The sequence below is a fragment of the Defluviimonas sp. D31 genome, from assembly GCF_033436765.1.
In the GTDB taxonomy this organism is placed as follows: domain Bacteria; phylum Pseudomonadota; class Alphaproteobacteria; order Rhodobacterales; family Rhodobacteraceae; genus Albidovulum.
This window is the reverse complement of the sequence record NZ_JAWQFN010000002.1, coordinates 1-15,147: the sequence shown is the minus strand read 5'-3', so window position 1 is coordinate 15,147 and position 15,147 is coordinate 1. Positions and strand designations below refer to the sequence as shown.

Genomic DNA, 15,147 nt, shown 5'->3' with positions numbered 1-15,147 from the left:
GGTGATGTCCCTCAGACCGTGATCGTCTTCGGCCGTTTCCGGTCGAACCAGGTGGTTACGAAGAGCCGGGTCACATAGATCGCGGTGAAGACCGATGTGACGAGGCCGATGACGAGCGTGACCGCGAAGCCCTTGACCGGGCCGGAGCCGAGGAAAAAGAGGATCAGCGCGGTGATGAAGGTGGTGATGTTGGCGTCGACGATCGCCGACATGGCCTTTTCATAGCCGAGCTCGATCGCCCGCGCCGGGCCCTTGGCGGTCTTCATCTCCTCTCGGATACGTTCGAAGATGAGCACGTTGGCGTCGACCGCCATGCCGACCGTCAGCACGATGCCGGCGATGCCGGGCAGCGTCAGCGTGGCGCCGATCATCGACAGGATGCCGAACATCATCGAGATGTTGAGCGCGAGCGCGACGGTCGCGAAGACGCCGAAGAGCCCGTAGCTCGCGATCATGAAGGCGACGACCGCCACGATGCCGACGATCGCGGCGACGCGTCCCGCGTCGATCGAATCCTGGCCAAGCTCGGGCCCGATCGTGCGTTCCTCGAGGAAGGTCATCTTCGCCGGCAGCGCGCCCGCGCGCAGCAGCACCGCGAGGCTGGTTGAGCTTTCCACCGTGAACGAGCCGGTGATGATCCCCGAGCCGCCTGGGATGTGCTGGTTGATGCGCGGCGCCGAGATCACCTCGTTGTCGAGCACGATGGCGAAGAGCTGGCCGACATTGGTGGCGGTGTAGTCGCCGAACTTGCGTGCGCCGGACGGGTTGAAGCGGAACCCGACGGCCGGGCGGCCGTTCTGGTCGAATTCGGGGCGCGCGTCGACGAGATCCTCGCCGGTCACCACCGGCACCTCGTCGAGCGTGTAGAAGACGCCCTCTTCGTCCTCGTCGATCGAGGGCACGATTATCGTGCCGGGCTTGGCGATCGCGCTGCCGTCGGTGCCGCGGCCGACGACCGGGTGGAAGGTGAGCTGCGCGGTGGTGCCGATCCATGCCTTGAGCTCGGCGGCCGAGCCCACGCCCGGCACCTGGATCAGGATTCGGTCGGTGCCCTGGCGCTGGATCGTCGGTTCGCGCGTACCCGCGCCGTCGATGCGCCGGCGGATGATCTCCAGCGACTGCTGCATCGTCCGGTCATCGGTCGCGGCGCGTTCGGCCTCCGAGAGGCGGACGATGAGCTGTTTGCCCTCGGCGGTGATGTCGAGATCCTTCTGGCCTACGCCAGTCAGGCTGACGACATTGGAGGCAAGGCCATTCGCGACCTCGACCGCCTTTGCCATCGCCTCGGGCTTCTCGATCTGGATGCGCAGTTCCGAGGGATCCGAGGGCGCGCGGCGGATGCCGCCGATCTCGCCCCGCGCGTCCGCGAGCGCCTTGCGCATCTCGGGCCAGAGCCCGTCCATCCGCGCCTTGTAGACATCGGCGACCTGGACCTCGGCGAGAAGATGCGCACCGCCCCTCAGGTCGAGGCCGAGATTGACCACGTTCGAGGGCAGGAAATCGGGCCAGAGCGCCCGGTCGGCCTCCTGCTCCGGCGTCTCGAACCCGGCCTTCTCGGCCGCGGTGACGGCGTCGTTGTGCCGCTCGGCGCGGGTGTAGAAGGCGTTGGGCAGCGCCGTCAGCAGCCCGAGAGCGCAGAGCCCCAGGATGATGATCCGCTTCCAGAGGGGAAATTGCAGCATGATCGGGGATCCGGTCTCGGTTCTGGTCTGTCGGGATTACTTGGTCGCCGCAGGTTCGGTCTTCGACAGGACCTGGGTGACGGTGGCGCGGACAATACGCACCTTGACGCCCTCGGCGATCTCGACCTCGAGCTCGCCGTCATCCTTGACCTTGGCCACCTTGCCGATGATCCCGCCCTGGGTGACGATCTGGTCCCCGCGTCGCAGCGCCTCGACCATCGCCTTGTGTTCCTTCAGCTTCTTCTGCTGCGGACGGATCAGCAGGAAATACATGATCGCGAAGATCAGGATCAGCGGCAGGAACTGCGCGAGACCGGCAGCGCCACCGCCACCGGCGGCCTGCGCATAGGCGGGAGTGATGATCATGGAAAGGCGTCCTCTCGGTCGGTGGGGCGCTAGCGGCCCGGATTTTTTGTCGCGGGGAACCTATAGGCGGGAAAGGGGCTTTGCAAGGAGCAGCCCCGTCGCCGCGCCCGTTCGGGAAAGCCGCGGGCGGCGCGCGACGCGGCCAGCCCCGGCAGAAAGGGTCCGAAGCCGATAGCAACGATCGGCCTCAAAGCACCCAGTGGCCCGCCGCCGACGACTTTAACGGTCCCACCCTGCCGGGGCGGTAAACCGAAACCGGCCGAAACCTACCGTAACATCAATCTTAATATTAATATTTATATTCAATATTTTATATGGCTTTCTTAATGAATCCCCTCAAACACTCCACCGAAGATGACGCAGCTATCCTGGCGCACAGATTCCCGGTTCCCCTTCCCGGCCGGATCGGGCATATCTGGCCCGAACGACCCCGAAGAGGCCCATCATGCACGACATCCGCGCGATCCGAGAGAACCCCGAAGCCTTCGACGCCGCCCTCGGGCGCCGGGGTCTGTCCGGGCTCAGCGCAGAGATCCTTGGTGTCGACGAGGCGCGCCGCGCGAAGATCCTTGCGGCCGAGACCGCGCAGGCCGCGCAGAACGCCGCCTCAAGGGAGGTCGGTGCCGCCAAGGCCAAGGGTGACGAGGCAGAATTCGAGCGGCTGCGCGCCCTCGTCGCCGAGAAGAAGGCCGAGGTGGCGCGGCTGAACGAGGAAGCGGAGGCCGAGGACGCGCGGCTGCGCAATCTTCTCATGACGATCCCGAACCTGCCGCTCGCGGACGTGCCCGAGGGCGCGGACGAGAACGACAACGTCGAGATCCGCCGCTGGGGCACCCCGCGGGAGTTCGACTTCAAGCCCGTCGAGCATTTCGAGATCGCGGGCGTAAAGCCCGGCATGGATTTCGAGACGGCAGCGAAGCTTTCCGGCGCGCGTTTCGTGCTCCTGCGCGGCGGCGTCGCCCGCATCCACCGGGCGCTGGCGCAGTTCATGCTCGACCTGCACACGAGCGAGCACGGGCTGACAGAGACGATGACTCCGGTGCTGGTCAAGGACGACGCGATGTACGGCACCAACCAGCTGCCGAAATTCGCCGAGGACAGCTACCAGACCACCAACGGCTGGTGGCTGATCCCCACCTCGGAAGTGACGCTGACCAACACCGTCGCGGGCGATATCCTCGATGAAGCCGCGCTGCCGATCCGCATGACCGCCCATACCCAGTGCTTCCGCTCCGAGGCCGGTTCGGCCGGCAAGGACACCTCGGGCATGCTCCGCCAGCACCAGTTCGAAAAGGTCGAGATGGTGTCGATCACCACGCCCGACACGTCGCTCGCCGAGCATGAGCGGATGACGAAATGCGCCGAGGCCGTGCTGGAGCGGCTGGGGCTCCCCTACCGCACGATCGTCCTCTGCACCGGCGACATGGGCTTCGGCGCGCGCAAGACCCATGACCTCGAAGTCTGGCTGCCGGGTCAGAACAAGTACCGCGAGATCAGCTCGGTCTCGGTCTGCGGCGATTTCCAGGCGCGGCGGATGAACGCCCGCTTCCGCCCTGCGGGCGGCAAGCCGGATTTCGTCCACACGCTGAACGGCTCCGGCCTCGCCGTCGGGCGCTGCCTGATCGCGGTCCTGGAGAACGGCCAGCAGGCCGACGGCTCTGTCATGTTGCCCGAGGCGCTGCATCCCTGGCTTGGCGGCAAGTCCCGGCTCACGGCCGAGGGCACGCTGGTCTGACCTTAGGTCAGCCGGCCAGAACCTTGCCGAGTCGCGGCAGCTTCGCTCGCTTTAGAAGTGCGCGAAGCGGCTGCGGCTCACCCGAGAGCCGCTCCGCCTCCGCCTGAACCGCCGCAACGGCGCCCGCGACCGCGCCGGGGTCGGTGCGCCAGAGGTCGAGAAGGAAGCTGTCCGGATCCTCGCGCCGCACCCCCTCCTCGGCCAGCACATGGCGCGGGAAGTCGGCGGCGTTGAAGGTGACGATCAGGTCGGCATGGCCCGCGATCGCGGCGGCCAGCACATGGATATCGGCGGGATCGGGCAGCCAGAGCCGCGCGGCGAGCCCCTCATGCGGCGCGACCGAGGCTTTCGGGAAACCGGCGCGCAGCACCGCGATCTCGCCCCGCGCGATCGTCTCGGCACCGGGGCCGAGCTTGACGCTGGCCCTCGCCCATTCCTCGAGGATGCGGTCGGACCAGAGCGGCGTGAAAAGCCCCGCCCGCGCGGCGCCGATCAGGATCTCCCTCAGCACCGTCGGATAGAGGACGCAAGCGTCGAGGACGACCTTCATCCGTCGAGCCGAAAGAACAGCGCCTTGAGATAGCCGCTCTCGGCGAGTTGCGGCAGTTGCGGATGGTCGGGCCCGGCGAAGCCGGTGTGCAAGAGTTGCCCACGCCGACCGCCCCGACCGATGCCGCGCGCCGAGGCGTTGCGAAACTGCGTGAGGTCCGCCGCGTGCGAGCAGGAGCATAGGACTAGGTACCCGCCCGGCGCCACCAGCGGCGCGGCGAGGCGCGCCACCCGCTCATAGGCGCGAAGCCCGGCCTCGAGCGCCGGTTTCGCGGGCGCGAAAGCCGGCGGATCGCAGACGACGAGGTCGAAGCTCGCACGCTCGGCCTGCAGCGCCTCCATCACCGCGAAGGCGTCGCCTTTCCGCGTCGCGAACCGCGCGCCAGAGCCCGCGGCCTCGGCGCCCGCCCCGGCCAGCTCCAGCGCCGCGGCCGAGGCATCGACCGAAAGCGCGCTCTCCGCCCCGCCAGCGAGGGACGCGAGCGCGAAGCCGCCGACATGCGAAAAGACGTCGAGCACCCGCGCGTCCTTCGCAAGCCGCGCGGCGAAAGCGTGGTTGTCGCGCTGATCGAAGAAGAGCCCGGTCTTCTGCCCGCCCACAAGGTCGGCCATGTAGACGGCACCGTTCATCGGCACCGGCACCGGCCCGTCAAGCCCGCCCGCGAGCACCGTGGTCTCCTCCGCCAGCCCTTCGAGCCCGCGCGCCCGCCCGGTCCCGTTCTTGATGATCGTGGTGACCCCGGTGACCTCGGCCAGGGCGGCGGCAAGGTCACCGATCATCGCCTCGGCCCAGGCGGCGTTGGGTTGGACCACGGCGGCCTCGCCGAAGCGGTCGATGATCACGCCCGGCAGCCCGTCAGCCTCGGCATGGACGAGCCGGTAGAAGGGCGCGTCGTAGAACCGCTCACGCAGGGCCAGCGCGCGGGCGATGCGGGCAGCGATCCAGGCGCGGTCGATCACCGCGCTCTCGTCGCGGTCGAGCACCCGGGCGATGATCTTCGACTTCGGGTTGACCGTGACCACGCCGAGCGGCCGTCGCTCGGCATCCTCGAGCCGGGCGATGGTGCCCGGCACGAGGCCCTGCGTGCGCCGGTCGGTCACGAGTTCGTCGGCATAGACCCAGGGAAAGCCGTGGCGGATGGCGCGGGCTTCGGCCTTGGGGCGCAGGCGGACGGTGGGAAGGCTCGGGCTGTCGGTCATCGCACGGATCCGGTGAGGAGGGGTTCAACCTCATCTAGTCGGAACGCCGCGTGGGGGAAAGAGCGCATACACCGAAGCGCCCTGCCCTTGCCGCGCGTCAGCGGGCTGCCGCGGCGGTCCTTGGCTTCAGCAGGCGGGCAATGGTACGGGCCAGCGCACGGAACATCTCCGCCATCGCGTCGCCCTGCATCTGGCGTGCGCGGGCCATGATCTTCCGCTGCTCCTCATGGGTCGGCAGCGCGTATTTCGGGGTCTGGGCCATGACGGGCTCCTTATATCCAGGTCGGCGGGGAGGTAGGCGATGCTGCAGGGAAGCGCCATGGACAGATGCGCAATCCTGCCATGCTGAAAGCGCATGTGAAGGACCAAGCGGTTGTTAGCGATAACGGAACATGCTATGGCGCGGCGAGGCGGCTAAGGTCCCGCCACCCCGGACGTTCGAGGAACCGTACCATGAATCCGCGCCTTGCCGAGATCACCGATCGCATCCGACGCAGATCGGCCGAGAACCGCTCCGCCTATCTCGAAAGGCTGCGCCGGGCGGCCGAGGACGGTCCCGCGCGCGTGCACCTGAGCTGCGGCAACCAGGCCCATGCCTATGCCGCGATGGCGGAGGACAAGGACCGCCTCGCGGCCGGACGCGCGCCGAACATCGGCGTCGTCACCGCCTACAACGACATGCTCTCGGCACACCAGCCCTACGAGCGTTATCCCGACCTCATTCGTGCCGCCGCCCGCGCGGCCGGCGCCACCGCCCAGGTCGCGGGCGGTGTGCCGGCGATGTGCGACGGCGTCACGCAGGGCCAGGCCGGGATGGAACTCAGCCTCTTCTCGCGCGACGTGATCGCGCTCGCCGCCGGGGTGGCGATGAGCCACAACTGCTACGACGCGGCCCTTTATCTCGGCGTCTGCGACAAGATCGTTCCCGGCCTCGTGATGGCGGCGGCCACGTTCGGCCATGTGCCGGCGATTTTCGTCCCCGCCGGGCCGATGCCCTCAGGCCTGCCCAATGACGAGAAGTCCAAGATCCGGAACCGCTTCGCCGCGGGCGAGATCAGCCGCGACGAGCTGATGAAGGCCGAGATGGCAGCCTATCACGGCCCCGGCACCTGCACCTTCTACGGCACCGCGAACACCAACCAGATGCTGATGGAGTTCATGGGGCTGCACCTGCCCGGCGCGAGCTTCGTCAACCCGAACACGCCCCTCCGCGAGGCGCTCACCACCGCCGCCGTCACCCGCGCGGCCGCGATCACCGCGCTCGGCAACGACTTCCGCCCGGCGGGCGAGATCCTCGACGAACGCGCCTTCGTCAACGGCATCGTCGGGCTGATGGCGACCGGGGGGTCGACGAACCTCGTGATGCACCTTCCGGCTATGGCACGGGCGGCCGGAATCGCGCTCGAACTGGAGGATTTCGCCGCCATCTCGGAGATCGTGCCGCTGATGGCCAAGGTCTATCCGAACGGGCTCGCCGACGTGAACCATTTCCACGCCGCGGGCGGGCTTGGCTTCCTCATCGGCGAACTCCTCGAAGCCGGGCTCCTGCACGAAGACGTCCGCACCGTCGCTGGCGACGGGCTGCGCCGCTATACCGAGGAGCCGGTCCTGAAGGACGGCACGCTTGGCTGGCGGGCCGGGCCAACCAGGACGGAGAACGACAAGATCCTGCGTCCCGCGGCCGACCCCTTCCAGCCGACCGGCGGGCTCAGGGAACTCACCGGCAATCTCGGCCGCGCGGTGATCAAGGCCTCGGCCGTCGCACCGGAATACCAGGTCGTCGAGGCCCCGGCGCGGATCTTCTCCGACCAGGACCAGGTCAAGGCCGCCTTCGCGAGGGGCGAGTTTACTGCCGACACCGTCGTCGTCGTGCGCTTCCAGGGACCGCAGGCCAACGGCATGCCGGAACTGCATTCGTTGACCCCGGTGCTGTCGGTGCTCCTAGGCCGTGGCCTCAAGGTCGCGCTCGTGACCGACGGGCGGATGTCGGGTGCCTCCGGCAAGGTACCGGCGGCGATCCATGTCAGCCCAGAGGCCGCCGCCGGCGGCCCGCTCGCCCTGCTTCGCGACGGCGACGTGATCCGGCTCGACGCCACGACCGGGGAGCTTGCGGTCAAGGGCTTCGACTTGGCCACCCGCACCCCCGAGACCCCCGATCTCTCGGCCAACCGCCACGGCATGGGCCGCGAACTCTTCGAGACATTCCGCCGCAACGTCGGCGCCGCCACCGAAGGCGCCTCGGCGCTCCTCTAGGCGCGTGTGCTTCTTCATTGCCCAAATACCCCCGCCGGAGGCGTCCGACACCGCCTCCCGCCGAACCGCAGAAGGATGAGCGATGACACCCGCCGCGCAATCGGCCAAGGCCGAAGAGATCTGTCGCCTCGCCCCCGTCGTTCCGGTGCTCGTGGTCGAGGATGCGACCAGCGCCGCCCCGCTCGCGCGTGCTCTCGTCGCCGGCGGCCTTCCCGCGCTCGAGGTCACGCTGCGCACCCCCGCCGCGCTCGACGCGATCCGCGCCATGGCCGCGGTCGAGGGCGGCGTCGTCGGCGCGGGCACCCTGCTCACGCCTGCAGATGTGAAGGCCGCCAAGGCCGCAGGCGCCTGTTTCGGCGTCTCGCCGGGCGCGACAGACGGCCTCCTAAAGGCCTGCGAGGACGAGGGGCTCCCGCTCCTTCCCGGAGCCGCGACCGCGACCGAGGTGATGCGGCTCTTGGAACGCGGCTACACCGTGCAGAAGTTCTTCCCGGCCGAAGCCTCGGGCGGCGCTCCCGCGCTCGCCGCGATTGGCGCGCCGATCCCGCAGGTCCGCTTCTGCCCCACTGGCGGCATCGGCCCGGCCAATGTCGGAAGCTACCTGAAGCTTGCCAATGTGCTCTGCGTCGGAGGCAGCTGGGTCGCGCCGAAAGACCGGGTCACGGCAGGCGATTGGGACGCCATCACCGCGCTCGCGCGCGAGGCCTCGTCGCTCCGGCCCTGACGCGCCGGATCAACGGCCCGGCGCGAAGACCTCGGCCTCGGTGACAATCAGGTCGAGCGGCTGATCGGTCGGCTCGATCGGCACCTCGTCCACCTCCTGCGCCGCGAAGGCGAAGCCGATCGCGGTCACGGATTTTCGCGCACGGAGCCCCTCGAGCGTCCGGTCGTAGAAGCCGCCGCCATAGCCGAGGCGGTAGCCGCGACGGTCGAAGGCCAGAAGCGGCACGATCAGGACGTCGGGCTCGACCCAGTCGCCGCTCTCGGGGATCAGCGCGCCGAACTCGCCTGCGACCATCGTCGCCTCCGGGCTCCAGCTACGGAACTTCAAGGGCGTCCCGGCCCCGAGGATCACCGGCACGCCGACCGCCCCCTGATGCGCCGCCATCGCCGGCAGGCAGTCGATCTCGGTCCGCATCGGCATGTAGCCCGCGAGCGCCTTGCCGGAATGCTCCGCCAGCACCGCCTTCAGGCGGGCGCAATCCTCCGCCGCCCGCGCCGCGAACGCCACCTTGCGCCGGGCAAAGGCCTCCGCCCGCGCAGCCGCCTTGATTTCAGTCAGGTTCACAGAAGCACCACCGCCGCCAGTCCGAGGAACGCGAAGAACCCCACCACATCGGTCACCGTCGTCACGAAGGCGCCCGAAGCTAGCGCGGGGTCCACGCCTGCCTTCTCCAGTGCCACGGGCACCAGAATCCCGGCGAGCCCGGCAACGACCAGATTGACCACCATTGCGGCAGCGAGCACCACCCCGATCATCGCCGAGCCGAACCAGAACCAGCCGACCGCACCCATCACGACGGCGAAGATCACGCCGTTGGCAAGCCCGACCGTCGCCTCGCGCCGGACCACCCGCCACAGGTTCGAGCCGGTGAGGTCGCGCGTCGCGATCGCCCGGACCGCGACGGTCAGCGCCTGGGTCCCGGCATTGCCCCCCATCGAGGCGACGATCGGCATCAGCACCGCGAGCGCCACGATCCGGCCGATCACGCCCTCGAACTGGGCGATGACGATCGAGGCGAGGATCGCCGTGACGAGGTTGACGGCGAGCCAGGGCAACCGCTGCTTCGTCGTCTCGACCACGCTGTCGGAAAGCGAACCCTCGCCGACGCCGGCGAGTCGCAGGATGTCCTCCTCGTGCTCCTCGTCGAGAACCGCCATCGCGTCGTCTATGGTGATGACGCCGACGAGCCGATCATCGGCATCGACCACGGGCGCCGAGATCAGGTGGTACTGGTTGAAGGCATAGGCGACGTCGCCCTCCTCCTCCATCACGTCGATGGTGCGGAAACTGTCCTCGGTGATGTCGGTCAGCTTCACCGCGCGCTTCGACGACAGAAGCTTGCCGAGCGTCACATATCCGGTCGGATGCCAGCGCGGGTCGATCAGGATCATGTGATAGAACTGATCGGGCAGTTCCTTGGCGTTCCGCAGGAAGTCGATCGCCTCGCCGACGGTCCAGTGGTCGGGCGCGGTCACCACCTCGCGCTGCATGAGGCGACCGGCGGAGTATTCCGGATAGGTGAGCGACTGCTCGACGGCGGCCCGGTCGCTCTCCGCGAGCGCGCCCAGGATGCGTTCCTGCTGCGGCTCCTCGAGGTCCTCGATGAGGTCGACGACATCGTCCGAATCGAGCTCCCTCACCGCCTCGGTCAGGACCTCGTGCGGCAGGAGTTCGATAACCTCCTCGCGGATCGATTCATCGAGTTCGGAGAGAATCTCGCCGTCGATGCCGCGCGACCAGAGACCGATCAGCGCGGCGCGATCATTGTAGCCGATCTGTTCGAAAAGGTCGGCGATGTCGGCCGCGTGCAAGGGCTCCATCAGTTCGTCGATCGCCGCAGAATCGCCCGCTTCGACGGCTTCGAGGATAGCGTCCACGATGCGGGGATCGAGGCTGTACTCGTCCTCGTCGCGCTCGACGCCGTCTTCCTCGGTTTCCGCCATTCCGCCCCCGCTCGATTACCGCGACATTATCGGAAGGAGTTTCAAAGAAACAGGGGGCAAGGGGCGGATTTCCCCGTGCCCGTCATGGCTTTAGACTGCGCAGGCAACGGAATGATGATGGCGAGGCGAAATGGCGGATCTCCTGATCGGACAGGTGCTGCGGTTCGGGGGCAACCCGATGACCGAGGGTATCGAAGCGGCGCGGCATTCGGCCCGCGGCGGCGTGCTTGTCGAGTCGGGGCGCATCGCGGAGGTGGGCGAGGCGGATGACCTCCGCCGCGCCCATCCCGACGCGAGGATAACCGACTATGGGGACGCGCTGATCTCGGCCGGGTTCGTCGATGCCCATGTCCATTACCCCCAGACCGCGATGATCGCGAGCTGGGGCAAGCGGCTCATCGACTGGCTGAATTCCTACACCTTCCCCGAAGAGATGAAGTTCGCCGACCCGGCCTACGCCTCAGAGATTGCCGCGCGCTACTTCGACCTGACGCTCTCGAACGGCACCACCACGGTTTGCTCCTACTGCACGATCCATCCCGAAAGCGTCGATGCATTCTTCACCGAGGCCGAGCGCCGCGGCCTGCGTGCCTTCGCCGGCAAGACCTGCATGGACCGCAACGCGCCAGAGGCGCTGACGGATACGCCGCGGACGGCCTATGACGACAGCAAGCGGCTCCTGCAGAAATGGCACGGGCGCGGGCGGCTCTCCTATGTGGTGACGCCCCGCTTCTCGCCGACCTCGACGCCCGAGCAACTCGACGCGATGGGCGCACTCTGGAAGGAGCACACGGACTGCCTGATGCAGACGCACCTTTCCGAGCAGACCGACGAGGTCGCGTGGGTCAAGTCGCTTTTCCCGACGCTCAGGGACTATCTCGACACCTACGAGCAATTCGGCCTTCTCGGCCCCGGTGCGCTTTTCGGCCATGCGATCTACCTGGAGCCGCGCGAGATCGACCGGCTCCGGGAGGTCGATGCGAGCCTCATCCACTGCCCGACCTCGAACACCTTCATCGGCTCGGGGCTCTTCGACATGGACGGGCTATCGCGCTCGGGCCACCGGATCGGCCTTGCCACGGACACCGGCGGCGGGTCGTCCTTCTCGATGCTGCGCACGATGGCCGCGGCCTACGAGGTGGCGCAGCTGCGCGGGCGGCCGCTGCATCCCTCAGAACTCTGGTGGCTCGCGACGCAGGGCGCCGCACGGAGCCTGCGCGCCGACGACCGGATCGGCAACCTCGCCCCGGGCATGGAGGCCGATATCGCGGTGATCGACCTTGCATCCACCCCGGCCATCACGCAACGCTCCGAGCGCGCCAAGGACATCTGGGAAGCGCTCTTCCCGACGATCATGATGGGGGACGACCGGGCGGTGAAAGCGGTTTGGGTCGGCGGCCGGCCGGTCTGATCCCGGCCGATCCAGCGGAGACGCCTTCGGCGTCACGCTTTCACTGGGGTCGCCGCGCATAGCGCGGCTCCGCTGCCTCCGGCGGGAGTATTTCAGGACAGAAAGTGAAAGCCGCTACTTCAACTTTCTGTCTGAAAATACTCTCGGGGGGGGGCGGGGGGCAGACAGCCCCCCGTCACGCCATCAGCCGCCGGGCCAGACGGTTCTGGGTCTCGATCACCCTGGGTAGGTCCAAGGTCACGATCTGGCCGCCGCGCACCACCGGACGTCCTTCGACGAAAAGATCACGCACCCGGGTCGGGCCGCAGAGGAGAAGGGCGGCGACCGGGTCCCGTGCTCCAGCGGCCTCGATCCCCGACATATCCCAAACCGCGATATCGGCGCGCTTGCCGGGTTCGAGCGCGCCGCAATCGGATCGCCCGAGCACCCTGGCGCCGCCGAGTGTCGCGATCTCCAGCGCCTCGCGCGCGCTCATCGCGTCCGCCCCCCGCGCCACGCGCTGCAGGAGCATCGCGGTCCGTGCCTCGGCAATCAGGTTGCCGGCGTCGTTCGACGCCGAGCCGTCGACGCCGAGCGCCACCTCGACGCCCGCATCGCGCATCGCGCGCACCGGCGCGATGCCGGAGCCGAGCCGACAATTCGAACAGGGACAATGGGCAACGCCAGTGCCGGTTCGGGCAAAAAGATCAATTTCCGAACCATCGAGCTTGACGCAGTGGGCATGCCACACATCGGCGCCGGTCCAGCCGAGGTCCTCGGCATATTGCCCCGGACGGCAGCCGAACTGCGCGAGGCTGTAGGCGATGTCCTCGTCGTTCTCGGCAAGATGGGTGTGCAGCATTACCCCCTTGTCGCGGGCCAGGAGCGCCGCCTCGCGCATCAGGTCGCGGCTGACCGAGAACGGCGAGCAAGGCGCGAGGCCCACCCGCACCATTGCCCCCTCGGCCGGATCATGAAAGGCATCCACCACCCTCTCCATGTCCTTCAGGATCCCCGCCTCCGGCTCGACGAGGCTGTCGGGCGGCAGGCCGCCCGCGCTCGTTCCGATCGACATCGCGCCGCGCGTCGGGTGGAACCGGAGCCCGATCTCGCGCGCCGCGTCGATCGTGTCTTCAAGCCGGGCGCCGTTCGGATAGAGGTAGAGATGGTCGGACGTCATCGTGCAGCCCGACAGCGCCAGCTCGGCCAGCCCGGCCAGTGCGGAAACGCGCATCTCCTCGGGCCCGAACCGCGCCCAGATCGGGTAGAGCGTCTTCAGCCAGCCGAAGAGGAGCGCGTCCTGCCCGCCCGGAACCGCGCGCGTGAGCGTCTGGTAGAGATGGTGATGGGTGTTGACCAGGCCGGGCGTGACCACGCATCCCTTCGCCTCGACCACGGTGCCGCGGGTCGCGAGCCCCGGCCCGACCGCGGCGATCACGCCGCCGCGGATCAGCACGTCGCCCTCTTCGACCTCGGTGCGGCCCGCGTCCATGGTCACGACCCGTGCGGCATTCCTGATGAGAATCTCTGACATGTTCCCTCCTGCCACCCCTTCGGTGGATCGGGAACGGCTGCGCGACAGAAGGGGGAAGGACTCGGCAGCGGCGGTCGTATCGGTTTTCGTCCCATCCCAGGATGGGGCGAACCGACTGTGAATCGATCCGCCGCGTTTGTCCATATCTTGCGGCGGCGTCCGAATGGCGCGAGAGACTGGACGGCCAGAAGTCGGCGGGCGGGGCGGCTGAGCGAGAGGTGATACGGGATCCCGGACGGGCATGATGGCGGCGGTGGGGCGCCGTAAAAGCGCCCGTTTCACAGCAGCAAGGGAGAGGTGAGATGGTCTGGGGTATGCCGCGACCGATGACATTCGGTGATTTTTTTGGGGGTGTCCGCAAAGCGTGTTGGTCGGCTATGCGGACAATCCCGCCATTGATGGGAAGATTTCGGATGACCGCGCGACCCTCGACAGTGGCTATTCGCGTGACCTGTCTTTGGACGTGATCAACCTAGATCGTTATTCCGCGGCGGATCTCCAAAGTTTTCGTTTGCCGGCCGTCGAAAATCAGTGCGTCACTGGACCTGCATGTTCGCCGGAGGTTTCCGGACATAATATGGCCGCACCCTGTTCAGGCTGATATTCGCAGATGCGCAGCCACCGAGGCATCGTTCTCTCAAGGAGCGCATCGCCGCTCAGGAACAGCCGATCTGCCCGTATCTCGCGAGCAATATTCGTCCGCCCCAGGAGCAATGCAGTCAAGGACTTCACGCTCGTCTCTACAAACAGATCGACGTCGAAGCCCGGGATCGACGTACAGACTTCCACCGGCTTAGCTGGCTGTATGACTGCCCAGATGGTGTCGTAGTCCAAGTCGTCCCTGAAGTGGAACTGGAGCACTATTCGTCGGTTCGGAAGTTCCTCGGCGGCGAATATGTTGGGCATGCACCGAATAAGCGAGGAAAGGTTGGCGTTTCTTAAGGCGACCTCCGCCTTGACATGCCTTTGTGCCCACATGGCAAGTTCGTTCAGCGCCGGCTCAAGGTCAATGGCCATCTGTGTACGGATATAGTCGACGTTTCCCGTCGCGTGGTCTTCGATTCGTTCGACCAGGCCGAATTCTTCCAACTCCTTGAGTCGCTTCGACAACAATGCCGGCGATATGCTACCTATCCCGCGGCGCAGGTCGTTGAACCGCGTCGAGCCGGCCCAGAGTTCGGTCAGGATTGGAATCGTCCATCTCGGTTCCAGAATTTCGCAGGCATGGGTAATCGGGCAGATCATGCCATAGGGTTGCGTCTTCATCGGACGAATACCTCCAAGGATAAGTTTACCCTACCGAGCGCGGCTTGATCCAGTTCACAATCTGTACCGGACGCGATTCATCTCGTGCACTACCCGCCCGCCCCCGCCCTTCGATATGCACAACTAAGACAAGCCTCGGAGGATGGAGACATGAAAGAGATCTACCTGATTCAACTTGAAGCGAGGTACAAAGAGGCCATTCGTAAATCGCGGGCAAATGGGCACGTTCCCGTTAAAGGGCGGCCTAGACAGGCAAAATCGCGGTCCATTTTCGCAATGTTGTTCGTCACTCTGACGGACGCATCGTCCGCATTGTGGCGCCGTATTGCCTGAGATTTCGAATGGCTATCATGATCCGATTGCAGTCATGACGGCGTAGCCCTGCAGATGGTTACCCTGGGCTCAAAGGCCCCGTTGGCAGAAGGTTTGCGGCCGGTCCGGTCTGGGGTGGCGAACGGCAAGCGCCGCCCGCCACTTCCGTTTAGATGTCGATTCGCTCAGCGAT

At 67.0% G+C, this 15,147-nt stretch carries 14 protein-coding genes; 5 read left to right on the top strand and 9 right to left on the bottom strand.

Features of this window, described 5'->3' with window-relative positions; translation table 11 throughout:
* Positions 1-11: 11 nt before the first annotated feature.
* Both secD and yajC read right to left on the bottom strand, forming a co-directional pair.
* Positions 12-1,682, bottom strand: a complete 1,671-nt coding sequence (secD, locus tag R5H32_RS03715) for a protein translocase subunit SecD (RefSeq protein ID WP_318337356.1) — start codon at positions 1,680-1,682, stop codon at positions 12-14.
* Between the two features lie 36 nt (positions 1,683-1,718).
* Positions 1,719-2,048 (bottom strand): preprotein translocase subunit YajC, encoded by a 330-nt coding sequence (gene yajC, locus R5H32_RS03710; protein ID WP_318337355.1) that lies wholly within the window; start codon positions 2,046-2,048, stop codon positions 1,719-1,721.
* A 445-nt stretch (positions 2,049-2,493) separates the two neighbouring features.
* Here yajC and serS point away from each other — a divergent pair, with 445 nt between their 5' ends.
* On the top strand, positions 2,494-3,783 hold the full coding sequence (gene serS, locus R5H32_RS03705; protein ID WP_318337354.1) for a serine--tRNA ligase: 1,290 nt from the start codon (positions 2,494-2,496) through the stop codon (positions 3,781-3,783).
* A gap of 7 nt (positions 3,784-3,790) precedes the next feature.
* Here serS and R5H32_RS03700 read toward each other — a convergent pair whose 3' ends face one another.
* The 3 genes from R5H32_RS03700 to R5H32_RS03690 form a co-directional block, all read right to left on the bottom strand.
* Positions 3,791-4,333: an RSP_2648 family PIN domain-containing protein gene (locus tag R5H32_RS03700; RefSeq protein ID WP_318337353.1), complete on the bottom strand. Its 543-nt coding sequence runs from the start codon at positions 4,331-4,333 to the stop codon at positions 3,791-3,793.
* The gene (locus R5H32_RS03695) at positions 4,330-5,532 is read right to left on the bottom strand and encodes an RSP_2647 family RNA methyltransferase (protein WP_318337352.1); all 1,203 of its coding nucleotides are present in this window, start codon (positions 5,530-5,532) and stop codon (positions 4,330-4,332) included. The genes R5H32_RS03700 and R5H32_RS03695 overlap by 4 nt, the downstream gene beginning before the upstream one ends.
* 97 nt (positions 5,533-5,629) lie before the next feature.
* Positions 5,630-5,794 (bottom strand): RSP_7527 family protein, encoded by a 165-nt coding sequence (locus tag R5H32_RS03690; RefSeq protein WP_318337351.1) that lies wholly within the window; start codon positions 5,792-5,794, stop codon positions 5,630-5,632.
* A gap of 191 nt (positions 5,795-5,985) precedes the next feature.
* On the opposite strand from R5H32_RS03690, the gene edd reads away from it, so the two are divergent.
* The gene (gene edd, locus R5H32_RS03685; RefSeq protein WP_318337350.1) at positions 5,986-7,785 is read left to right on the top strand and encodes a phosphogluconate dehydratase; all 1,800 of its coding nucleotides are present in this window, start codon (positions 5,986-5,988) and stop codon (positions 7,783-7,785) included.
* An 82-nt stretch (positions 7,786-7,867) separates the two neighbouring features.
* Positions 7,868-8,509 (top strand): bifunctional 4-hydroxy-2-oxoglutarate aldolase/2-dehydro-3-deoxy-phosphogluconate aldolase, encoded by a 642-nt coding sequence (eda, locus tag R5H32_RS03680; RefSeq protein ID WP_318337349.1) that lies wholly within the window; start codon positions 7,868-7,870, stop codon positions 8,507-8,509.
* Positions 8,510-8,518: 9 nt separating this feature from the next.
* On the opposite strand, the gene R5H32_RS03675 is transcribed toward eda, so the two are convergent.
* Both R5H32_RS03675 and mgtE read right to left on the bottom strand, forming a co-directional pair.
* On the bottom strand, positions 8,519-9,073 hold the full coding sequence (locus R5H32_RS03675) for a 5-formyltetrahydrofolate cyclo-ligase (RefSeq protein WP_318337348.1): 555 nt from the start codon (positions 9,071-9,073) through the stop codon (positions 8,519-8,521).
* Complete coding sequence (mgtE, locus tag R5H32_RS03670; RefSeq protein ID WP_318337347.1) at positions 9,070-10,452, bottom strand: magnesium transporter; 1,383 nt, start codon at positions 10,450-10,452, stop codon at positions 9,070-9,072. Before mgtE ends, R5H32_RS03675 begins: the two co-directional genes overlap by 4 nt.
* Positions 10,453-10,582: 130 nt before the next feature.
* Here mgtE and guaD point away from each other — a divergent pair, with 130 nt between their 5' ends.
* A complete protein-coding gene (gene guaD / locus R5H32_RS03665; protein ID WP_318337346.1) occupies positions 10,583-11,863 on the top strand; it encodes a guanine deaminase in 1,281 nt (426 codons plus the stop codon).
* Positions 11,864-12,038: 175 nt separating this feature from the next.
* On the opposite strand, the gene R5H32_RS03660 is transcribed toward guaD, so the two are convergent.
* Positions 12,039-13,376 carry an 8-oxoguanine deaminase gene (locus tag R5H32_RS03660; RefSeq protein ID WP_318337345.1) on the bottom strand — a complete coding sequence of 446 codons (1,338 nt, stop codon included), beginning with the start codon at positions 13,374-13,376 and terminating at the stop codon, positions 12,039-12,041.
* A 528-nt stretch (positions 13,377-13,904) separates the two neighbouring features.
* Positions 13,905-14,642 carry a helix-turn-helix domain-containing protein gene (locus tag R5H32_RS03655; protein ID WP_318337344.1) on the bottom strand — a complete coding sequence of 246 codons (738 nt, stop codon included), beginning with the start codon at positions 14,640-14,642 and terminating at the stop codon, positions 13,905-13,907.
* Between the two features lie 150 nt (positions 14,643-14,792).
* Between R5H32_RS03655 and R5H32_RS03650 the strand changes: the two genes are divergently transcribed.
* A complete protein-coding gene (locus tag R5H32_RS03650) occupies positions 14,793-14,975 on the top strand; it encodes a hypothetical protein (protein WP_318337343.1) in 183 nt (60 codons plus the stop codon).
* Positions 14,976-15,147: the final 172 nt, after the last annotated feature.